Below are 20,627 nucleotides of genomic sequence, written 5' to 3'. Positions count from 1 at the left end.
CGGCGCCCACATGAGCAGGCGCCGCCGATCTTCGTCAGGAAGCCGTTATCAGAACGGCGAATCCGGGAAGTAGAAGTTCTTGGCATTGTCCTTCGTCACCAGCGTGGCGTCGAGGATGTAGGTGCCGCTGACCGGGACCTTGTCATAGAAATTGCCGGCGGTGAGTTCCATGGCGGTTGCCACCATTGCCGGCGGATAGAGCACGTCGACCGGGATCATCTTGTCGCCGTCCATGACCTTCTTCACCATGTCCTTGGAGCCCGCGCCGCCAACCACATACTTGATGTCCGTGCGCTTGGACTGAGCGATGGCTTCGAGAACGCCGACGGCCATGTCGTCGTCCTGGCACCAGACCACGTCGATCTTCGGGTGCTTGGTCAGGAAGTCCTGCATGACCTTGAATGCGTCGTCGCGGCTCCAGTTGCCGAACTGGCGGTCGAGCACCTTCACTTTGGAACCGGCAATGCCCTTGTCGAAACCATCCTGGCGCTGCTGGTCGATCGGGATCGGCAGGCCGCGGATGACGACGACCTGGGCGTCCGGCGTGGTCTTCTTGATGTATTCGCCGGCGACCTGGCCGAGTGCCGGGTTGTTGCCGGCAACGTAGAGGTCACGGATGGTGCTGTCGTTGACGGAGGGCGCGCGGTCGACGAGCGCGACGAACGTGCCCTTGTCCTTGACCTGCTGGATGGCGTTGACGAGCGGATCCGGATCGGACGGCAGGATGACCAGCGCGTCGAGCCCCTGGACCGCGAGATCCTGCACGGCGTTCGCCTGGCTTGCCGCGTCCGGCGAGGTCTTGACGATGACGTTGAGGCCCGGATGTTCCTTCATCAGGAGCTTGGCGACGCGTTCGGCATGGAACACGACGCCGGCGGTCCAGCCATGGTCGGCGGCCGGAATGGAAACGCCGATCGTCACCTTCTTGTCCTGTGCGAAGGCGGTGCCGGCGAGAAGCGCCAGCGACGCCACGGCCAGTCCCAAAATTTGTCTGCGCATTGTTTCTCTCTCCCACAATATCAGGGTCTTTAATATTTCAGGACCGGGCGCGACCCATCAGCTCGGTCAGTTCTCGTTGGCCTGCTTTCGCGGGCTAATCCGCTTCAGCGGCCTATCTCCGCATCAGCGACCTTTGAACCAGCATGGCGATGATGATGATCGCCCCCTGGATGGCGCCGATCAGGTATTCGCTGACGAAGTTGGACAACAGCATGATGTTGCCGACGATTTCCAGAATGAAGGCGCCGCAGATCGTACCCCAGATGCGGCCGACCCCGCCCCGCAGCGCCGTACCGCCGACGACGACGGCGGTAATCGCCTGCAGTTCCCAGAAGCTGCCGGTCGTGGCGGACGTCGAGCCGAGGCGCGGCACGTAGAGCAGCACGGCGACAGCGACGCAGAGCCCCTGGATCACATAGGTGACGGTGCGCACCCGGTTGATCGAAATGCCGGAATAACGCGCGACGTCCTCGTTCGAGCCGACCGCGGTGACATGCCGGCCGTAACGGGTGCGGTAAAGCACGAAGGCGGCGATGGCGGCGGTGACGAAGATGACGATGATCGGGATCGGCACGCCGACGAACGAGCCGGAATAGACCGGCCGGTAAAGCGCCAGAATATCGCGGTCACGCACGGTGATGGCGCCGCCCTGGCTGAGCCAGGTGGTGAGGCCGCGATAGATGCCCATCGTCCCGAGCGTGGCGATGAACGGCTCGATCCGGCCGACCGTGGTGATCAGGCCGTTTGCGAGCCCGCAGACGGCGCCGATCGCAATCGCCAGCGCCATCCCGGCAGCCAGGGCCAGCGCCGGGTCGGCGACCGTTCCCGAGTTCAGGAACAGGATCATCAGGCTGGCGACGAAGGCGAGCATGGCGCCGACCGAAAGATCGAGCCCGCCCGAAGTGATCACATAGGTTGCGCCGAGAGCGATGACGGCGATGAAAGAACTGCGCGTCACCACGTTCAGAAGATTGGCGGAGGTCATGAAGTTCGGGTTGGCGAAGTAGCCGAGCACCAGGAGAAGGGCGAGCGCGATGAACGGCGCGATCGCCGCCATGTCCCAGTCCTTGGAGGTCTTCGGTGCCTTGGCCGGTTCGGTAGCGACATTCGCCATCACGCGGCCTCCTCTTTATTGACGCCTGTCGCCAGCACGACGATTTCGTTTTCGTTCATATGGTCCCCCGTCACTTCGCCGACGATCCGGCCGGAGCGCATGACGAGGATGCGGTCGCAGATACCGATCAGTTCCGGCATTTCGGAAGAGACGACGATGATCGAACGCCCCTCCTCTGCCAGCTTGGCGATGAATTTGTAGATCTGTTCCTTGTTGCCGATATCGATGCCGCGCGTCGGCTCGTCGATGATGACGATCGACGGATCGAGCAGCATCATCTTGGCGAGCAGCAGCTTTTGCTGGTTGCCGCCGGATAGCTGGCCGGCGAGGATGTCCTTGCGGCCGGTTCGAATGTCGAAATCGCGGATCGCCTTGTCGAGTGCGGCGCTTTCGCGCTTGCGGTCGATCTGCATTGCGCCGATGAACTTGCCGAGCGAGGCGAGCGTCAGGTTGACGATCAGGTCCTTGGTGAGCAGCAGGCCCTTGCCCTTGCGGTCTTCGGACAGATAGACGATGCCGGCCTTGAGGCTCGCATGCACGTCCCTGAAATTGACTGGCTTGCCGAGATGGCGGACGGTGCCACGGCTGGTGCGAAGGCCGACCATGCCCTCCATCAGCTCGGTGCGGCCGGCACCGACGAGGCCGGCAAAACCGAGGATCTCGCCCTTTTTCAGCTGGAACGACGCATCCTGCGCATACCCCGGAACGTTGAGATGCTCGACTTCGAGCACCGTCTCGCGCGCCTCGGCCGCGTGGCGGTCCGGATAGAGTTTTGCGACGTCGCGGCCGACCATCAGCCGTGCCATGTCGGCGGGCTGCAGCTCGCTGACGTCATGGCTGGCGACGAGCTTTCCGTCGCGTAAGACCGTCACCCGGTCGGCAATCTCCTTCACCTCGGGCAGACGGTGGGAAATGTAAAGGACGCCGACGCCCTTGGCGCGGATCTGCCGGATGACCTTCAGCAGCGCATCGGTCTCGTGCGGCGTCAGCGACGCGGTCGGCTCGTCGAAGATGACGATCCGGTGCGGCACAAGCAGCACGCGGGCGATCTGCACCAGCTGGCGCTGGGCGATCGAGAGGCGGCTGACGATCGTGTTCGGGTCGATGTCGCTGCCGAGCCCGCGGACCGCTTTTGCGGCGCCCTCGTTCATGGCGCGGTCGTCGATGAAAACGCCCTTGTGCAGCTCGCGGCCGAGATAGATGTTCTGGGCGACGGTCAGGTCCGGCGCCAGCAGGATTTCCTGGTGCACCAGCACGATGCCGCGATGTTCCGCATCGACCGGACCGAAAAAGGTGACGGTCTCGCCGTCTATCCTCATCTCGCCACGGGTCGGGGCCAAATTGCCGGCGATGATCTTCATCAGCGTCGACTTGCCGGCGCCGTTCTCGCCGATGATTGCGTGGACCTCGCCGGCGCGGACGTTGATATTGATGTCCTTGAGGACCTCGACAATGCCGAATGTCTTGGAAAGGCCGGTCGCTTCGAAGAGCGGCACGGCTGGGCTCGCCTCCACAGAACTCATCGCGCGGCACCCGTGACCATAGGGCAACGCACGGCCCGACAGCGAACCGCTGCGTTACCGACAGCACGCCTGTATATGATAATCTGCACCCAAGCTCCTCCCATGAGAACGCTAGCCCAGATTCTGAGGTACGTAAAGCAGATTTGCCGTAAACCAAGCGGGAACGTGCAGGAAGGTTTTGTGCAAATCATCTTCCGGTTGGTGATTGCGGCGCCACCTCGTCTGGCGCAAGCTTGGTGAGGGTGAGGCGTCGCCTCACCCTCTGTCTTCGTCAAACGTAACGATTGACGACGTTTTCCAGGTATTCCTGGCGGCCGGACTTCGGTTCCGGGTTGATGTCCTGCTTCTCGACCCAGGAGGCGATGTCGTCGAGCTTGTATTCGCCGCGCAGCATCTTGCTGTATTCGGGGCTGTCCCACTTCTCATAGCGGGCATCGAGCGGCGCCTTCAGCGCACCATCGTTGAGCATCTTCGCCGCTGCCTTCATGCCGCGGGCGCAGCAGTCCATGCCGCCGATATGGCCGATCAGCAGGTCTTCAGGATCGAGCGACTGGCGGCGCAGCTTGGCGTCGAAATTGGTGCCGCCGTTCTGGAAGCCACCGCCGGCGAGCACATGGTAGTAGGCAAGCGCCATTTCCGGCACGTTGTTGGGGAACTGGTCGGTATCCCAGCCGGACTGCATGTCGTTGCGGTTCATGTCGATCGAACCGAAAATGCCGAAGGCGTTCGCCATAGCGATCTCGTGTTCGAAGGAGTGGCCGGCAAGGATCGCGTGGCCCTGCTCGATATTGACCTTTACCTCTTTCTCGAGCCCATTCTTCTGCAGGAACGCATAGACGGTCGAGACGTCGTAGTCGTACTGGTGCTTGGTCGGCTCCTGCGGCTTCGGCTCGATCAGGATCGTGCCTTCGAAGCCGATCTTGTACTTGTATTCGACCACCAGATTGAGGAAGCGGCCCATCTGGTCGAGTTCGCGCGACAGGTCGGTGTTGAGCAGCGTCTCGTAACCTTCGCGGCCGCCCCACAGCACGTAGTTAGCACCGCCAAGCTTCTTGGTGGCGTCGAGGCAGGTCTTCACCGTTGCAGCGGCAAACGCAAAGACGTCCGGATCCGGATTGGTGGCGGCACCCGACATGTAGCGGCGGTTGGAGAAAAGGTTCGCCGTGCCCCAGAGAAGCTTGACGCCGCTCTCGGCCTGCTTCTTTTCGAAATAGTCGACGATCTCGTTAAGGTTCTTCGTGTTCTCGGCGAAGTTATTGCCTTCCGGGCGCACGTCTGCATCGTGGAAGCAGTAGAAGGGCGAACCGAGCAGCTGGAAGAATTCGAAGGCGACATCGGCCTTCATCTTCGCCGCTTCCATCGTGTCGGAGAACCACGGGCGCTGGAAGGTCTGGCCGCCGAAGGGGTCACCGCCCGGCCAGGTGAAGGTGTGCCAGTAGGCGACGGCAAAGCGGAGGTGATCCTCCATGCGCTTGCCGGCGACGATCTCGTCCGGATTGTAGTGGCGGAAGGCGAGCGGATTGGTGCTGTCCGGGCCTTCGTATTTGATCTTCTGGATGTCTCCGAAAAAGCCTGTGCTCATGGGGTGTTTCTCCTATCGAGTATTTGAGAGCGCCAAGGATCCCCTTCTGCCTGCCGGCATCTCCCCCACAAGGGGGAGAACGCTGGTGGCACCGCCTTGCCCAATCGGAAAAGCGGAACTCGGGGCAATAAAGCCCCTCCCCCTTGTGGGGAGGGGTTGGGGAGGGGTCTTTTCAACGCACCTCCATGTGTAAGGATGCTCAATGCGCCAGCGATCTGATCGCCGGATAGAGCGTCCGGTAGCGGGCGTATGCGGTGTCGTATGCTTCCGAGAGTGCTGCGACCGGCTCGATGGTCTCATCGGTTTTCGGTGCCGAGCAGACGGAAAGCGGGTCGGCGCCGGTGGCAGCGATGAGGCCGAGGCGTGCGGCGCCGAAGGCAGCTCCGAAATCGCCGTCGGCCGGAATATCCACCGGCACGCCGAGAGAGGTGGCGATCGACTGCAGCCAGTAGCGCGAGCGCGAACCGCCGCCGATGGCGGCAACGCGGGAAATCGAGGTGCCGGCGGATTTCAGCGCCTCGAGATTGTCCCTGATCGCGAAGGTCACGCCTTCCAGGACCGCCTGTGTCAGCACCGACCGGCTGCTTTCGTGTTCGAGGCCGATGAAGGCGCCGCGGATGGCCGCGTCGTTATGCGGCGTGCGCTCGCCGGAGAGATAGGGCAGGAAGGTGACGCTGGAGGGAGCCTTCAGCGCATCGCCGAGTTCCTGGGTGAGATCGGCTGCCGTCTTGCCGGTAATATTCGAATACCAGTTGAGCGCGTCGGTCGCCGACAGGATGACGCCCATCTGGTGCCAGGTCTTCGGCAGCGCGTGGCAGAAGGCATGCACGGCGCTTTCCGGCTTCGGCAGATAGGAGGCGTTGGCGGCAAACAGCACGCCGGACGTGCCGAGCGACACGAAGGCATGGCCCTCCGCGACCGTGCCCATGCCGCAGGCCGACGCCGCATTATCCCCTGCCCCGCCGGCAATCACGACGCCTTCCGCCATGCCCCACTTGTAGGAAAGTTCGCCGCGCAGCTTGCCGGCCTGTTCGGTGCCCTCGACCAGCGACGGCATCTGCTTTTCGTCAAGGCCCGTCGCGGCGAGCAGTTCGGACGACCACTTGCGGGCGCCGGTATCGAGCCAGGACGTGCCGGCCGAATCCGACATTTCGGACATATGCTCGCCGGTCAGCCAGAGGCGCAGGTAATCCTTCGGCAGCAGGACCTTGGCGACCTTGGCGAAGATGTCAGGTTCGTTTTTGGCGACCCAGACGAGCTTCGGGGCGGTAAAACCGGGGAAGACGATATTGCCGGTGAGCTTGCGGAAGATCGGGTTGGCATCGAGGGCTGCAGCTTCCTGATGCGAACGGGTATCGTTCCAGAGGATGCAGGGGCGCAGCACCTTGTCTTCGCTGTCCAGTAGCGTCGCGCCGTGCATCTGGCCGGAAAGGCCGATGCCCTTCACCGCCGCCAGCTCCTTCGGGAATTTTGCCTTGAGACCTGCGACCGCTTCTTCGGTGGCGCGGATCCAGTGGGCAGGATCCTGCTCCGACCAGCCGGAATGCGGGCGCGAGACGTCGAGCGAACCGCTCGCCGAACCGATGATCTTCTGATCACCGTCGATCAGCATCGCCTTGACGCCCGAAGTGCCGAGATCGAGACCGAGATACATGGTGCTACTCCCTCTTCTGCCCTCAGGGCAGATTGTCTTTCAGAAAAATGTCGATACGGATGCGTTCCTGGGCGGCGAGCACCGGCAGGCCGTCCGCCTTGGCCTTCAGCACGCGGATCGCGCTTCTGACCTCGTGGCCCGCATCCTGGTTCAGCACCGCGTCAATGACACCGTCTGCAAGTGCCGCACGGGTCGAGGCGGTGAGTTCGTGGGCGATGACGAGCGGCCGGCGGGGGCCGTGCGCCGTCTGCAGCGCGCGGATGAGGCCGCGGTTGCCGGCACCGAGACTGTAGATGCCGGCAATGTCCGCATTGCGGCGCAGCGCCTCCGCGACCATCGCCTCGGACAGCGCCGGATCGTCGCGGCCTTCGAGGACGGATAGGATATGGACGTTCGGATAGGCGTTTGCGATGACGGTCGAAAACCCTTCGAGCCGCTCGCGATGGTCGCGCACCAGCATGGAGCCGGCAAGCACCGCGACGGTCGCCCCCCGTTCGTCCATGAGCGGGCCGCTGAGGAACCGTCCCATCAGGCTGCCGGCGGTGCGCCCGGCGGCGATATTGTCGATGCCAGCATAATGATCGCGGGAGGACTCCGGCAGATCCGACACGAGCGTCACCATCGGGATGCCGGCCTCGCTCAGGCGGCGGGCGGCCGCACGGACTTCCGGCGCGTCGATGGCGACGAAGGCGACGCCCGCGGGTTTTTCGGCGAGCACTGCCTCCAAGGCTGCGACCAGCGCGCCCGGATCGAAGGGCGGCACGTCGACAATGCGGATGTCGGTGCGCTCCGAGCTGGAGCGGGCAACGGCGCCGCGGACTTCCTCGGTGAGGCCGATCATGAAGGAGTTGTCGTTAGCCGGCAGGATGAACACGAAGGAATAGGTCCGGCTCTTGGCAAGATTGGCGGCGGCGAGATCCCGCACGTAACCGAGCGAGGTGATCGCCTCCTCGACCTTGCCGCGGGTGACGGAACGCACGCCTGGCCGGCCGTTGAGAACCCGGTCGACAGTCGCAAGGCTGACGCCGGCGATCTTCGCGATGTCGTGGACTGTGGGCTTCATGAATTCCTCCGCCGACCGTGTTAGCGGAAATTCTGAGGTACGTAAATCAAAATTTGAGGTACGTGTTTCACGCAAGCTCGAACACCCAAAGAAAAAGGCCGTCACTCGCGTGGCGGCCCCTTTCCCGGCGGTGGAATGCTGCAATCAATGCCCGCCGCCACCGGCGCCCGCGGGGCGGGCCGGCTTGGCGATCAGGAAGACGAAGAAGATCAGGCTGCCGAACAGCCCCGTCAGGATGAAGAAGACATCCATGAAGGAAAGCAGCAGAGCCTGCTGAGTGATGATGCCGGAGAGCCTCTGGAGCGCGACGGCGCTGCCGTCGAGGCCGAAGGAATTGTAGTTGGCGCCGACGCTGTCGAGCCAGTTGAGCGCTGCCGGATTGCCGTAGTTGACGTGCTCGGAAAGCCGGGCGTAGTGCTCGTCTGAACGCTGGGTCAGCGCCGTGTTGATGACCGCAAGGCCGACCGCACCGCCGAGGTTGCGGGTCAGGTTGAAAAGGCCGGACGCGCCCTGGATGCGCTGCGGCGCGAGCGTCCCGAGCGCGATATTGCTGATCGGCACCATGCACATCATCATCCCGAACCCGCGCAGGATCTGCGGCAGCAACAGTTCGTAGAAATCCCAATCGGCGGTGATGCCGGTCATCAGCCAGGTACCAGCCGCAAACGAGCCGAAACCGACCGCCATCAGGATACGCAGGTCGACACTGTTCGACAGCCGCCCGACGAGCGGCGCCGAGACGAACATGGCGATGCCGGAAACGAACATCGTCTCCCCGATCATCAGCGAATCGTAATGGCGGATGCGACCGAGATAAAGCGGATAGAGATAGGTGAGCCCGTAGAGCCCGACGCCCATGATGAAGGAGAACAGCGAGCCGAAGGCGAAATTGGCGTTGCCGAACGCCCTGAGATCGACGATCGGGAATTCGACCTTGAAGGCACGCCAGAAGAACACCACGGCGCCGATGACGATGAAGACGGTGCCGATGACGATCTTGTCGTCGCTGAACCAGTCCTTGTTGTTGCCTTCTTCCAGCACGTATTCCAGCGCACCGAGGAAGACCGCCATGGAGGCGAGCCCCCACCAGTCGAACTTCTTCATCAGCTGAAGCTGCGGCTTGTCGAAATCGATCAGCGTGAAGGTGACGACGGTGACGATGATACCGGGGATGACGTTGACCAGGAACAGCCAGTGCCAGGAGAAGGAATTGGAAAGGTAACCGCCGACCGTCGGGCCGATCGTCGGGGCGAGCGTCGCGACGAGGCCGATGATCGGCGACACGATGCTGCGCTTCGACGGCGGGAAGATGGTGAAGGCCGCCGCGAAGACCGAAGGGATCATGCCGCCGCCGATGAAGCCCTGGATGGCGCGATAGACGATCATCTCGTCGATATTCGTGGCAGTGGCGCAAAGGATGCTGGCCAGCGTGAAGCCGGCTGCACACATGGAGAACAGGATGCGCGTCGACATGATCCGGGCAAGCGTGCCCGACAGCGGGATCATGATCACTTCGGCGATCAGGTAGGAGGTCTGCACCCAGGCGATTTCATCAGAACCGGCGGAAAGGCCGGCCTGGATTTCCGCGAGCGAGGCCGAGACGATCTGGATGTCGAGGATCGACATGAACATGCCGAAGACCATCGCGAAGAAGGCGATGAGCTTGCGTCTGTCCATCGGCTGGTCGGCCGGCATCGCCATAGGGGGCGGACCCGCCGTGGCCGTTGCTCCTGCCATGGCCGCTCTCCTTGGTTCTCTTTACTTGGCAGCGACGGCGTTGATGCCGGGCGCCGTGCGGGTATCGACGTCGACGACGACGCTCAACCCGGCGCGAAGGCGCTGGCGTTCGAGGTCTTCCTTCGGGATCGAGATGCGAACCGGAACGCGCTGCACGACCTTGGTGAAGTTGCCGGTCGCGTTTTCCGGCGGCAGCATCGAGAAGACGGCACCGGAGGCCGGCGCGATCGACACGACCGTGCCTGTGATGTTGTGATCCTCGTAGGCATCTACATGCACGCGGACCTTGGAACCCGGCTGCAGGTTGCCGAGCTGGGTTTCCTTGAAATTCGCCTCGATATAGAGCTCGGTCAGCGGCACCAGCGACGCGAGCCGCTTGCCGGTCGAGACGAGATCGCCCGTCTGGACGGAGAGGTTGCCGATGACGCCGTCATAGGGCGCCTTCAGGACCGTGAAGTTCAGATCGCGCTGGGCCTGGTCCCGGGCGAGTTCCTGGGTATGGATCGTATTGACCGCCTCGTCGCGCTGGGCACGCAGGAGGCCGATATTGGCCTGCGCCGACGCGACCGCCGCCTGACCGGCGACGAGATTGGCGCGGGCCTGTTCAAGCGCAATCTCGGCATTGTCGAGCGCGGCGGCGGTGCCGACCGCACTTGCCTGCAGGCTCGTCGCGCGCTTCTGGGTGATCTCGGCACCGCGAACCGCGGCTTCGAGAGCGCCCTGCTGGGCTTGGGCCTGCTTCACCGCCGCTTCGCCGCCGACGATCTGCGCGTCGATGCGGGAGACAGCAAGATTGGCGGATTGGATAGCCGTCTGTGCCTTGCGAAGTGCAAGCTGATAATCGCCGTCGTCGAGCGTGACGAGCGGTTCGCCAGCCTTGACGGCCTGGTTCTCGACAACGTTGACCTTGGCGACATAACCGGACACTTTTGGCGAGATCACCGCGATATCGCCTTCGACATACGCGTCGTCGGTGGAAACTAGGAACCGACCATCGATCCACCAGTTGTAACCATACCAGCCGGCGCCACCGAGGAGGGCAAGCGCAATGATAGGCAACAGCAGACCGCGTCGTTTCTTCTTTTCAGGCGCCTTGGCGACAGCCGGGGCCGCAATCGCCTCGGCTGCCGCAGGCTGTTCCGCGGTCGGCGAGCCCTTGAGGGCCTCAACCTTGGCAAGGCCAGCATTTTCCGTCGTCACGGCGCGCAGTGCGCCGGAATTCTGAGAGGACGTCATCTTATATCTACCGTCTTGGGAGCGTCTTATTCCATCGAACCGATCGGTTCAGCGAGCTTGACATAGACCCATCGATGACACATATCAAGGGCAATCGAACCGCTCGGTTCGAAAAGGTTAAAAAAGGGCATCGAAATGGCCAGGCAGACTAGGAAACTGGAAAGGTGTGATCCTGTTCCCGCCGGACGTTTCGCAGCGGGCGAGGATCCGGCGAAACGGGAGCAGATTATCGACGGCGCGAAAAGCGTCTTCATGAAGCTCGGCTTCGACGCTGCGAGCATGAACGACATCACCCGCGAGGCAGGCGTTTCGAAAGGCACGATCTACGTCTACTTCCAGAACAAGGAAGACCTGTTCGGCGCGATCATTGCCCGTGAGCGCGAACGGATCACGCTGCGCATGCGAGACATCCTTGCAGGCAGCGAAGAGGTCGAGGACGGCCTCTACCGCTTCGGCATGGGTTTTGCGACGCACATCACCGCATCCCAGGTGATCGAGGCGATGCGTACGGTGATCGGCGTCGTCGATCGCCTGCCGAGCCTCTGTCGGCATTTCTACAATTCGCCGTCCCAGAACGTGCGCACCGTGCTTGAGGATTTCATCAGGCGCCACGTGGAGCTCGGCAATCTCAAGGTGGAAGATACGGATCTCGCAGCCCGTCAATTCGTCGACATGGTGAGCGGCACCTTCTTCAAACTGCGCCTTTTCGGCGATCTCGACGACGTACCGCCGTTCAACGAGATCGACCATGTCGTTACGGGCGCGATCCGGGTGTTCATGGCAGCCTATGGCGTTCATGACAATTCCGTGACCGCAAAAACGAAAGAACATGCCTGATTTCAGGAGGTTGTAGCGCAACCTCCTCTTGTCTTCCGCTCATCAATCCTTAAATCGGTCAGGCAATTACGCCTTGAGATTGAAAGAAGGGAATGTTGATGCAGGATATCGTCGTGCTGGTTCAGGATCCGGCCGCCTGGGTGGCGCTTGTCACCCTCGTCGTCATGGAAGTCGTGCTCGGCATCGACAACCTCATCTTCATCTCCATCCTCACCAACAAGCTGCCGCCCGAAAACCGTGAGCGTGCCCGCAAGATCGGCATCGGCCTGGCGCTCGTCATGCGTCTCGCCCTGCTCGGCACCGTCGCCTGGATCGTCCAGCTCACCAACCCGATCTTCGAGGCCTTCGGCCACGGCTTCTCGTGGAAGGATCTGATCCTGATCGCCGGCGGCCTGTTCCTCGTCTGGAAGGCAACCAAGGAAATCCACCACTCCGTCGATGTCGACGACCACAAGGAAGACCTGGTCGGCGCCGGCAAGGACGTGGTCAAGATGAGCTTTGCGTCTGCGATCGGCCAGATCCTGCTGCTCGACCTCGTCTTCTCGATCGACAGCATCATCACCGCCGTCGGGATGACCCCGCATCTGCCGATCATGGTGGTCGCCGTCCTCGCCGCCGTCACCGTCATGCTGATCGCCGCCACCCCGCTTGCAAACTTCATCGAGAAAAACCCGACCATCGTGATGCTGGCGCTCGCCTTCCTGCTGATGATCGGCGGCACCCTGATCGTCGAAGGTTTTGGCGTGCACGTGCCAAAGGGCTACATCTACGCCGCCATGGCCTTCTCGGCGGCGGTGGAAGCGCTCAACATGTTCGCCAAGAACGCCCGCAAGAAGAAGGGCGGCGGAACGACGCTGCATTGATCCAGATACACGAAGGGCGCCTCGCGGCGCCCTTTTATTCTAGCTACGAACGTTCTCAGTTGGGGACCAGATTGATTTCCAGCTTGGATCCCGTGGCCTCCGCGTAACGCCGCAGCGTCGACAGCGAGGGCGAAACGCCTCCGCCTTCCAGCCGGGCAATGGCAGACTGTGTCGTCCCGATTTTATTGGCCAGTTCGGCTTGTGACAGGTTAGCCTTCGTCCGGGCACGCACCAACTCCTCGACAAGACGAAACTCGGCATCTGCCTTTTCGTATTCCTCGCGAAATTCGGGATTGCTCATAAGCCTCTTCTTGAGGTCTGCGATCTTGGTCATGGCTGCACCTCTTTCATTCGCTGCCTTGCTATGTCGAGCGCTCTCTGCGGGGTCTTCTGCGATTTCTTCACGAAGACATGTAGGACCACGACCTTGCGCCCGGTCACCACGACATAGATTCCGCGGGCTATTCCTTCGGACGCTTTGGCGCGAAGCTCCCAAAGCTTACCTTCGAGATGTTTGACGTGGGGCTCCCGTAGTTTGTCCAGGCCCACATTCTCGATAGCTTCCAGAAGACGGATGAGGCGCGCCTGAAGGCCGGAAGGCAACGCCTCGATTTCCCCATCGACGGCACGATGAGTCTCGACCGTCCATCTCATTTACGCTATATAGCTCATTTAAGATAATCCATCAAGAGTTGCGTTTCCGGTTACATCTCATCTCAGTTCTTCGCCAGTTCCCGCTCGACCGCATCGACCAGCCGGCTGTCCTGCGCGTCGACGTCGGGCGCGAAGCGTGCCTTGATCTCGCCGTCGCGGCCGATCAGGAATTTTTCGAAGTTCCAGACGATCTCGCCGTCTTCGACTTCCATGCCGAAGCCCCGCAGTTTTTCCTTCATCGGGCCGTCGCCGGTGGTCGGCACGCCGGAGCCGGTAAGGCCCTGGTAGAGCGGATGCTTGTCTTCGCCCTTGACGGAGATCTTCGAGAAGATCGGGAATTTTACATCGTAGGTGAGCTGGCAGAATTCGACGATCTCGGCGTCGGTGCCGGGCTCCTGGCCCTTGAAATTGTTGGCCGGGAAGGCGGTGATGACGAAACCATCGCCGCGCTTGTCTTCGTAGAGTTTTTCGAGGCCTTCATATTGCTTGGTCAGGCCGCATTTCGAGGCGACGTTGACGACCAGCATCACCTTGCCTTTGTATTCCGAAAGCGTGGTCTCGCGGCCATCGGCCAGCTTCACCGGCACGTTCAAAACATCAGTCATCGACAAATCTCCATTCAAAACAATTCTGTCGTTTTGCCGCGACACCCTATCGAAGCGGTCCCTGTTGTCCAGTGGACAGGCGCCTCCGGAGCTGGCGGGCGCTCCGGAACTTTGAACTCATCTCGGCATTGACCGACGGCGCGGCAGCGCCACCTTATCCTTCTGCCAGCGGCCACCGTTCCGCTGGACCTCTCGACATCAAGGACGGCATGACCACTCAGCAGATCCTCGCGTTTTCCGTCATCGCCATCATGATGGCGGTCTTTATCTGGGATCGGTTCCGCTACGACGTCGTCGCCTGCTGCGCGCTGGTGCTGGCCGTCGCGCTCGGCGTCGTCCCGGTCGACAAGGCGTTTTCCGGCTTCTCGGACGACATCGTCATCATCGTCGGCAGCGCCCTGGTGGTCAGCGCCGGCGTGGCGCGCTCGGGCATCGTCGATACTGCCATCAAGAAATTCTTCCCGAATCTCAACACGCTGCACACGCAGCTCGCGCTGCTGATGATCGTCGTGGCGCTGCTTTCCGCCTTCATCAAGAATATCGGGGCGCTGGCGATCATGATGCCGGTCGCCTTCCAGTTCGCCAGGAAATCGGGCGCCTCGCCGTCGAAATACCTGATGCCTATGGCTTTCGCCGCCCTGCTCGGCGGGTTGATGACACAGATCGGCACTTCGCCGAACATCGTGGTCTCGCGGCTGCGCGAAGAGCTGACCGGCAGGTCTTTCACGATGTTCGACTTCACGCCAATGGGGTCGATCCTGACCGTCGTCGGCATCACCTTCTTGCTCTTCTTTCACTGGCTGGTGCCGAGCCGCACGCGGGAGAACAGCTCGATCGAAGAGGCGGTGGAGATCACCAACTACACGTCAGAGGTCTCCCTGACCGCCGACTCGACGATGCTGGAAAAACCGCTCAGCGACCTTCTGAAGCTCGGCGACCGTGAGGTGCTGGCCACTGCCGTTTTGCGCGGAACGTCCCGCATGTCGCCCTTTCCGGACCTGACGTTGCGCGAAGGCGACGTGGTGATATTGGAAGGCCCTTCGAAGGCGCTCGATCGGATCGCCTCCGGCGGCAGGCTGAAACTGTCCGGGAAGCCGCTGAAGCAAAACGGCCAGACGCAGACGGACGTGATCTCGGTCGAGGCTATCATCACCCAGGAATCGCCGCTTAAAGGTCTGTCCGCCAAGGAACTGGCGCTCTCCTACACGCGCGGCGTCAATCTTCTGGCGATCAGCCGACGCGGCGAACGGCTAAAGCAGCGGCTGGGCGAGCTGACGCTGATGGCCGGCGACGTGCTGGTGCTGCAGGGCAGCCGCAAGAACCTGCCCGCGGTGCTGCAGGATTTTTCCCTGCTGCCTCTCGCCCAGCGCGAAATCCTGCTCGGGACACAGCGACGCGCCTTCATTCCGCTGGTCATCCTGGCGCTTGCCATGGCCGCGACCGCGGTGGGCATCGCACCGGTCCCCGTCGCCTTCTTCACGGCTGCCCTCGGCATGGTCGTCTTCCGGGCGATCCCACTCAACGACTTCTACAAGTCTGTCGATGGGCCGATCCTCGTCATGCTGGCAGCGCTGATCCCGGTTTCGGATTCGTTGAGGACCACCGGTGGCAGCGAACTCATCGCAGGCTGGCTCGGCCAGGTGGCCGCGACGCTTCCGGCCTGGGGTGCCCTGGGGCTGATCCTTGTCACTGCCATGGCGGTGACGCCGTTCCTCAACAACGCCGCGACGGTGCTCGTCATGGGGCCGATCGCCGCGAGCTTCGCCACCAGTCTCGGCTTTCGGCCGGAGGCGTTTCTGATGGCGGTGGCGATCGGCGCCGGCTGTGATTTCCTCACCCCCGTCGGCCACCAGTGCAACACGCTCGTCTTCGGCCCCGGCGGCTACAAGTTCTCAGACTATCCGAGGCTCGGCCTGCCGCTTTCTTTCCTGATCATCCTCGTCAGCGTGCCGGCGCTGCTCTATGTCTGGCCGGTGAGGTAGGGCTGCGGCCAAGTACCTTGCCGCCAAAAACCTTGACGCTTGCGGCTGAATATGGCCTAAGCCTGCGCCAATCCGCATTTCAAAAACAGGCTTGGCGCCTTCCCGGCCGCCACAGATAGAGCATTCTTCATGATCGCCACGAAGCCCCGCGTCCGCATCGCCCCCTCGCCGACCGGCGAGCCGCATGTTGGTACCGCCTATATCGCGCTCTTCAACTATCTCTTCGCCAAGAAACATGGTGGCGAATTCATCCTGCGCATCGAGGATACCGATGCTACGCGCTCGACGCAGGAATTCGAGCAGAAGGTTCTGGACGCGCTGCGCTGGACGGGCCTGACCTGGGCCGAAGGCCCGGATGTCGGCGGACCCTATGGCCCTTACCGCCAGTCCGACCGCAAGGACATGTACCAGCCCTATGCCCAGCAGCTGCTCGACAAGGGCCACGCCTTCCGCTGCTTCTGCACGCCGGAACGCCTGGAGCAGATGCGCGAGGGCCAGCGCGCTAGCGGCAAGCCGCCGAAATACGACGGCCTTTGCCTGAACCTGACGGCCGAGGAAGTGACCTCCAAGATGGCGGCGGGCGAAGGCTCTGTCATCCGCATGAAGATCCCGACCGAAGGCTCCTGCGATTTCCATGACGGGGTTTACGGCGACGTCTCGATCCCGTGGGATTCGGTCGACATGCAGGTGCTGATCAAGGGCGACGGCATGCCGACCTATCACATGGCCAACGTCATCGACGACCATCTGATGAAGATCACCCACGTCGCGCGCGGCGAGGAATGGTTGGCATCGGTGCCGAAGCACATCCTGCTCTACCGGTATTTCGAGTGGGAACAGCCGGTGTTCATGCACCTCTCCCTGATGCGGAATGCCGACAAGTCGAAGCTGTCGAAGCGCAAGAACCCGACCTCGATCTCCTATTATTCCGCGCTCGGCTACCTGCCGGAAGCGCTGATGAACTTTTTGGGCCTGTTCTTCATCCAGATCGCCGAGGGCGAAGAGATGCTGACCATGGACGAGCTGATCGAAAAGTTCGACCCGGACAACCTTTCCAAGGCCGGCGCGATCTTCGACATCCAGAAGCTCGACTGGCTGAACGGCCGCTGGCTGCGCGAAAAGCTGTCTCCGGACGAATTCGTCGCCCGCGTTCTGGAATGGGCCATGGAGAACAGCCGCCTGACGGAAGGCCTGAAACATTCGCAGAGCCGTATCTCCAAGCTCGGCGAACTGCCGAACCTTGCCGGCTTCCTGCTGTCCTCCGATGTCGGCCTGACGCCCGCTTCGTTTGCAGGCCTGAAGACCAGCCCGGCCGAGACGCTGGAAATCCTCACCACCGTTCAGACGGATCTCGAAAAGATCCTCGAATGGAATGTCGAGACGATCGATGCGGAACTCCGCGCCGTCGCCGACAAGCTCGGCAAAAAGCTGCGTGTCGTCACCCCGCCGCTCTTCGTCGCCATGTCGGGTTCGTCCCGCTCGTTGCCGCTGTTCGACTCGATGGCGCTGCTCGGCCGTTCGGTGGTGCGCCAGAGGTTGAAGATCGCCTCGACGGTGGTGGCCTCCATGGTGGGCGACGGAAAGTAAAGGCATACGCGACAGGTCCCCTCCCCCTTGTGGGGAGGGTTACGCCGAGCCAGCCGCACCGGCGAAACAACATAAACCTGCCCGAAGAAGGCGAAGCACGATGACCGACAACACGACGACCGAAACCGCCCTCTCCTCCGACGCCACCCAGGTGCGCGCCCAGAAACTCGCTTTGCTTCGCGAAAAGATCGGCGACGTCTATCCGGCGCATTTCCACCGGACGATGACCAATGCGGAACTGGCCGAGAAATACAAGAACCTGGAAGCGGACGTCGAGACGCAGGACATCGTCACCGTCGCCGGCCGGGTCTATTCCTCGCGCAATTCCGGCATGTTCATGGACATCCATGACGCGTCGGGCAAGGTGCAGATCTTCTCCCACAAGGACACCACGCCGCAGGAAGCCCGCGATCTTTTGCCGATGGTCGATATCGGCGACATCATCGGCGTGACGGGCGTCGTGCGCCGCACCAAGCGCGGCGAGTTGACCATCAACGCCCAGAACATCACCATGCTTACGAAGTCGCTGCTCCCTATGCCGGAGAAGTGGCATGGCCTGTCGGATGTCGAACTGCGCTACCGCAAGCGCCATCTCGACATCATGACCAACGAAGAGTCCAAGCTCCGCTTCCAGCAGCGCAGCCGCATCGTCTCGGGCATCCGCCGCTTCATGGAAAACGACGGTTTCATGGAAGTCGAGACCCCGATGCTGCAGGCGATCTACGGCGGCGCCACCGCAGAACCGTTCAAGACCCACCACAACACGCTGAAGCTCGACATGTACCTGCGCATCGCGCCGGAACTGTTCCTGAAGCGTACGCTGGTTTCGGGCCTCACCGACAAGGTGTTCGAGATCAACCGCAACTTCCGCAACGAAGGCGTCTCCACCCGGCACAATCCTGAATTCACGATGATGGAGTGCTACTGGGCCTATGCCGACTACGAGGACATGATGGACCTCGTCGAGCGCATGTTCTCGACGCTCGCCATGACCATCCACGGCACCACCGAAGTGAAGTTCGGCGACAAGGAATTGTCCTTCAAGGGGCCGTTCAAGCGCGTGCCCATGCCCGATGCCGTCAAGGAAGCGACCGGTATCGACTTCTTGAGCATGAAGACCGACGAGGAAGCCCGCACCGCCGCCAAGGCCGCCGGCTTCGCGGTCGAGAAGGACTGGACCTGGGGCGAATGCCTCGCCTTCATCTTCGAGGAAAAGGTCGAGGGCACGCTGATCCAGCCGAGCCACGTGACGCATTTCCCGAAAGATATCTCGCCCTTCGCCAAGGAAGTGCCGGGCGAACCGCGCCTCGTCGAACGTTTCGAAACCTATTGCAACGCCTGGGAACTGGGCAACGCCTTCTCCGAGCTCAACGACCCGGAAGAACAGCGCAAGCGCATGGTCGAGCAGCTCGAACAGGCCCATGCCCGCGGCGAGAAGGACAAGCAGCTCGACGACGAGTTCCTGGATGCGATCGACCAGGGCATGCCGCCCGCCGGCGGCCTCGGCATCGGTGTCGATCGCCTGGTCATGCTGCTGACGGATTCACCGTCGATCCGCGACGTGATCCTGTTCCCGGCGAGACGCGCCAAGGCGGATTGATAGGGTTCGCCTCCGCCACCACGGTCGTCATCCTCGGGCTCGACCCGAGGATCCACCGGCTGGGCACTGCGGATGCTGGATCCTCGGGTCAAGCCCGAGGATGACGTGGGGAGGCTAAGGCCTCCCGCTTACTCAATGCACGACTTTGGCGGCAGGATCCTTCGCATCCGAAGCCGCCGCCGCCTGGGCGGGTTTCGCGGGCGCGGCCGGAGCCGGTTGGCCCCTGAGCTTTGCAAGCCATTCGGCGCCGGCGGCGTCCGCGTCCGTGGCGCCGGCGGTCTTGGCCGGAGCTGCTTCCGCATGCGCCGTTTCCGGCGGCTTGGCGTCGGAACGAACGGCGTCGCCATCGGTCTGCTTCGACCAGCGCTTGCCGCCTTCAGCAGACGTGCGGGGCGCGGGCGCGGGTTCCGATGCCTTGGCGGCGACCGGGGTTGCAGCGGGTTTTTCCTGCTCACCGCTGCCGGAGAACATGCCCATTATCGAGGCAAGAAAACCGCCCTCTTCCTTTTTTGGTTCGGCGGATGCGACCTGGGCAGGCGCGGCCGGCTTCTGATTGCCCTGGCCCTGATTGGGGCCTTGATTGGCGAGAGACTTGTTCGGTGCTGCGGGTGCCGGATGCGCATCGGCTGCCGGGGCAACGTGGGCGGCGGTTGCCGGGGCAGCGGCATGGGTTTCAGAAGCGGCAGGATTGCCAGCCGGTGCATGGCTTTGCGCGGGGGCTTCCTGCCCGGAGCCGAAGATCATGCCGGTGACGGAACTGAAGAAACCGCCGCTCTCCTTGGCCGCGACCTCGCCGCTATGCCCCTCGGCGGGAGCGCCGTGAGCGTCCGCAGGGGCGCCATGACCCTTGGCGACCGGTTCGCCGTGGCCGGCGGGTTCGCTCGGCGCGCCGTGACCGTCAGCCTTCGGTTTCTGGCCGTGTTCACCCTCCGGCGTGGCGACGACCGGGCCGACGCAATCGGCGTGATCGGTCAGCCGGGCGGTGAGCGCCTCGACATCCTCGAGCGGCAGGTCGATGCGCATGCCGTAATATTCGCCGTTCGAATTGGCGGTACCGTCGAGGTAGTATGCCGAATAGAGCTGGGCGTCGGTGCCCTCGGGCGCCTTTTTAGGATCCGGGATATAGACGACCTGGGCGCCGATTGCGCGGCCGCGCATCTGGGCACGATCGCGGGGGCCGGCCTTGTCGATCATCGCCACCTGGACGAGATCAGCCTTTTCCTTCTCCTGGACAGCCTTGGCGACGCGCAAGGCCGTGCGGATGCGCGCCAGACCGTCGCCGGTTCCGTCGCTCACCACATATTTGCGGATCCAGTAACGCTGGTCCCGCTTGATCTTGACCGTTTCGAGCGCGGTACATTCCAGCCCGTTGATCTCCAGATAGGAGGGGCCGAGGATCTTGTCTGCGCCGATGAGCACAGCCGCCGCGCCGCTGCCACCGCCGAGCACGACGATACCACCCATGAGGATGAAGACGAGCTTCTTGGAAAACCGGAACTTCAGACCCTTCACTTGCCGAACTCCGGCATGGTCAACTCCATTTTTACGCAGAACAACAGGATGGAATAGTGCCGGGATAGTCACCTATTCT

At 62.4% G+C, this 20,627-nt stretch carries 17 protein-coding genes; 5 read left to right on the top strand and 12 right to left on the bottom strand.

Going from position 1 to position 20,627, the window contains the following annotated elements; translation table 11 throughout:
- Positions 1 to 48: 48 nt before the first annotated feature.
- The 8 genes from C5L10_RS03460 to C5L10_RS03425 form a co-directional block, all read right to left on the bottom strand.
- Entirely contained in the window at positions 49 to 999 is a 951-nt protein-coding gene (locus C5L10_RS03460; protein WP_046668310.1) for a substrate-binding domain-containing protein, read from the bottom strand.
- Positions 1,000 to 1,111: 112 nt separating this feature from the next.
- On the bottom strand, positions 1,112 to 2,113 hold the full coding sequence (locus C5L10_RS03455; RefSeq protein WP_046668311.1) for an ABC transporter permease: 1,002 nt from the start codon (positions 2,111 to 2,113) through the stop codon (positions 1,112 to 1,114).
- Positions 2,113 to 3,636, bottom strand: coding sequence for a sugar ABC transporter ATP-binding protein (locus C5L10_RS03450; RefSeq protein ID WP_105428543.1), 1,524 nt, complete (start codon positions 3,634 to 3,636; stop codon positions 2,113 to 2,115). Before C5L10_RS03450 ends, C5L10_RS03455 begins: the two co-directional genes overlap by 1 nt.
- Positions 3,637 to 3,907: 271 nt before the next feature.
- Entirely contained in the window at positions 3,908 to 5,218 is a 1,311-nt protein-coding gene (gene xylA, locus C5L10_RS03445) for a xylose isomerase (RefSeq protein WP_105428542.1), read from the bottom strand.
- Positions 5,219 to 5,417: 199 nt separating this feature from the next.
- Positions 5,418 to 6,872, bottom strand: a complete 1,455-nt coding sequence (gene xylB, locus C5L10_RS03440; RefSeq protein ID WP_105428541.1) for a xylulokinase — start codon at positions 6,870 to 6,872, stop codon at positions 5,418 to 5,420.
- Between the two features lie 22 nt (positions 6,873 to 6,894).
- Entirely contained in the window at positions 6,895 to 7,935 is a 1,041-nt protein-coding gene (locus C5L10_RS03435; protein WP_105428540.1) for a LacI family DNA-binding transcriptional regulator, read from the bottom strand.
- Between the two features lie 144 nt (positions 7,936 to 8,079).
- Positions 8,080 to 9,672, bottom strand: a complete 1,593-nt coding sequence (locus C5L10_RS03430; RefSeq protein ID WP_046668316.1) for a DHA2 family efflux MFS transporter permease subunit — start codon at positions 9,670 to 9,672, stop codon at positions 8,080 to 8,082.
- A gap of 21 nt (positions 9,673 to 9,693) precedes the next feature.
- Entirely contained in the window at positions 9,694 to 10,908 is a 1,215-nt protein-coding gene (locus C5L10_RS03425; protein ID WP_105428538.1) for an HlyD family secretion protein, read from the bottom strand.
- Positions 10,909 to 11,043: 135 nt separating this feature from the next.
- Here C5L10_RS03425 and C5L10_RS03420 point away from each other — a divergent pair, with 135 nt between their 5' ends.
- Both C5L10_RS03420 and C5L10_RS03415 read left to right on the top strand, forming a co-directional pair.
- Positions 11,044 to 11,745, top strand: a complete 702-nt coding sequence (locus C5L10_RS03420; protein ID WP_105428537.1) for a TetR/AcrR family transcriptional regulator — start codon at positions 11,044 to 11,046, stop codon at positions 11,743 to 11,745.
- A gap of 98 nt (positions 11,746 to 11,843) precedes the next feature.
- Positions 11,844 to 12,608 carry a TerC family protein gene (locus C5L10_RS03415; RefSeq protein ID WP_046668376.1) on the top strand — a complete coding sequence of 255 codons (765 nt, stop codon included), beginning with the start codon at positions 11,844 to 11,846 and terminating at the stop codon, positions 12,606 to 12,608.
- A gap of 55 nt (positions 12,609 to 12,663) precedes the next feature.
- On the opposite strand, the gene C5L10_RS03410 is transcribed toward C5L10_RS03415, so the two are convergent.
- From C5L10_RS03410 to C5L10_RS03400, 3 genes are all read right to left on the bottom strand, one after another.
- Positions 12,664 to 12,942 (bottom strand): helix-turn-helix domain-containing protein, encoded by a 279-nt coding sequence (locus tag C5L10_RS03410; protein ID WP_046668319.1) that lies wholly within the window; start codon positions 12,940 to 12,942, stop codon positions 12,664 to 12,666.
- On the bottom strand, positions 12,939 to 13,262 hold the full coding sequence (locus C5L10_RS03405) for a type II toxin-antitoxin system RelE/ParE family toxin (RefSeq protein ID WP_105428536.1): 324 nt from the start codon (positions 13,260 to 13,262) through the stop codon (positions 12,939 to 12,941). Before C5L10_RS03405 ends, C5L10_RS03410 begins: the two co-directional genes overlap by 4 nt.
- Positions 13,263 to 13,324: 62 nt before the next feature.
- The gene (locus tag C5L10_RS03400; RefSeq protein ID WP_046604471.1) at positions 13,325 to 13,867 is read right to left on the bottom strand and encodes a glutathione peroxidase; all 543 of its coding nucleotides are present in this window, start codon (positions 13,865 to 13,867) and stop codon (positions 13,325 to 13,327) included.
- Positions 13,868 to 14,076: 209 nt separating this feature from the next.
- Between C5L10_RS03400 and C5L10_RS03395 the strand changes: the two genes are divergently transcribed.
- The 3 genes from C5L10_RS03395 (at position 14,077) to lysS (ending at position 19,036) form a co-directional block, all read left to right on the top strand.
- Complete coding sequence (locus C5L10_RS03395) at positions 14,077 to 15,849, top strand: SLC13 family permease (protein ID WP_105428683.1); 1,773 nt, start codon at positions 14,077 to 14,079, stop codon at positions 15,847 to 15,849.
- A 129-nt stretch (positions 15,850 to 15,978) separates the two neighbouring features.
- Positions 15,979 to 17,436, top strand: a complete 1,458-nt coding sequence (gene gltX / locus C5L10_RS03390) for a glutamate--tRNA ligase (protein ID WP_105428535.1) — start codon at positions 15,979 to 15,981, stop codon at positions 17,434 to 17,436.
- Positions 17,437 to 17,536: 100 nt separating this feature from the next.
- Positions 17,537 to 19,036, top strand: coding sequence for a lysine--tRNA ligase (lysS, locus tag C5L10_RS03385; protein WP_105428534.1), 1,500 nt, complete (start codon positions 17,537 to 17,539; stop codon positions 19,034 to 19,036).
- Between the two features lie 132 nt (positions 19,037 to 19,168).
- On the opposite strand, the gene C5L10_RS34130 is transcribed toward lysS, so the two are convergent.
- Positions 19,169 to 20,548 (bottom strand): hypothetical protein, encoded by a 1,380-nt coding sequence (locus tag C5L10_RS34130; RefSeq protein ID WP_205837014.1) that lies wholly within the window; start codon positions 20,546 to 20,548, stop codon positions 19,169 to 19,171.
- Between the last annotated feature and the right edge of the window lie 79 nt (positions 20,549 to 20,627).

The sequence above is a fragment of the Neorhizobium sp. T6_25 genome (assembly GCF_002968555.1).
Taxonomy (GTDB): Bacteria; Pseudomonadota; Alphaproteobacteria; order Rhizobiales; family Rhizobiaceae; genus Neorhizobium.
This window is presented reverse-complemented; position numbering and strand designations above follow the sequence as displayed.

Coding starts and splice junctions, on each gene's coding strand:
- C5L10_RS03460 (WP_046668310.1), bottom strand. CDS start 999: ATGCGCAGACAAATTTTGGGACTGGCCGTGGCGTCGCTGGCGCTTCTC.
- C5L10_RS03455 (WP_046668311.1), bottom strand. CDS start 2,113: ATGGCGAATGTCGCTACCGAACCGGCCAAGGCACCGAAGACCTCCAAG.
- C5L10_RS03450 (WP_105428543.1), bottom strand. CDS start 3,636: ATGAGTTCTGTGGAGGCGAGCCCAGCCGTGCCGCTCTTCGAAGCGACC.
- xylA (WP_105428542.1), bottom strand. CDS start 5,218: ATGAGCACAGGCTTTTTCGGAGACATCCAGAAGATCAAATACGAAGGC.
- xylB (WP_105428541.1), bottom strand. CDS start 6,872: ATGTATCTCGGTCTCGATCTCGGCACTTCGGGCGTCAAGGCGATGCTG.
- C5L10_RS03435 (WP_105428540.1), bottom strand. CDS start 7,935: ATGAAGCCCACAGTCCACGACATCGCGAAGATCGCCGGCGTCAGCCTT.
- C5L10_RS03430 (WP_046668316.1), bottom strand. CDS start 9,672: ATGGCAGGAGCAACGGCCACGGCGGGTCCGCCCCCTATGGCGATGCCG.
- C5L10_RS03425 (WP_105428538.1), bottom strand. CDS start 10,908: ATGACGTCCTCTCAGAATTCCGGCGCACTGCGCGCCGTGACGACGGAA.
- C5L10_RS03420 (WP_105428537.1), top strand. CDS start 11,044: ATGGCCAGGCAGACTAGGAAACTGGAAAGGTGTGATCCTGTTCCCGCC.
- C5L10_RS03415 (WP_046668376.1), top strand. CDS start 11,844: ATGCAGGATATCGTCGTGCTGGTTCAGGATCCGGCCGCCTGGGTGGCG.
- C5L10_RS03410 (WP_046668319.1), bottom strand. CDS start 12,942: ATGACCAAGATCGCAGACCTCAAGAAGAGGCTTATGAGCAATCCCGAA.
- C5L10_RS03405 (WP_105428536.1), bottom strand. CDS start 13,262: ATGAGATGGACGGTCGAGACTCATCGTGCCGTCGATGGGGAAATCGAG.
- C5L10_RS03400 (WP_046604471.1), bottom strand. CDS start 13,867: ATGACTGATGTTTTGAACGTGCCGGTGAAGCTGGCCGATGGCCGCGAG.
- C5L10_RS03395 (WP_105428683.1), top strand. CDS start 14,077: ATGACCACTCAGCAGATCCTCGCGTTTTCCGTCATCGCCATCATGATG.
- gltX (WP_105428535.1), top strand. CDS start 15,979: ATGATCGCCACGAAGCCCCGCGTCCGCATCGCCCCCTCGCCGACCGGC.
- lysS (WP_105428534.1), top strand. CDS start 17,537: ATGACCGACAACACGACGACCGAAACCGCCCTCTCCTCCGACGCCACC.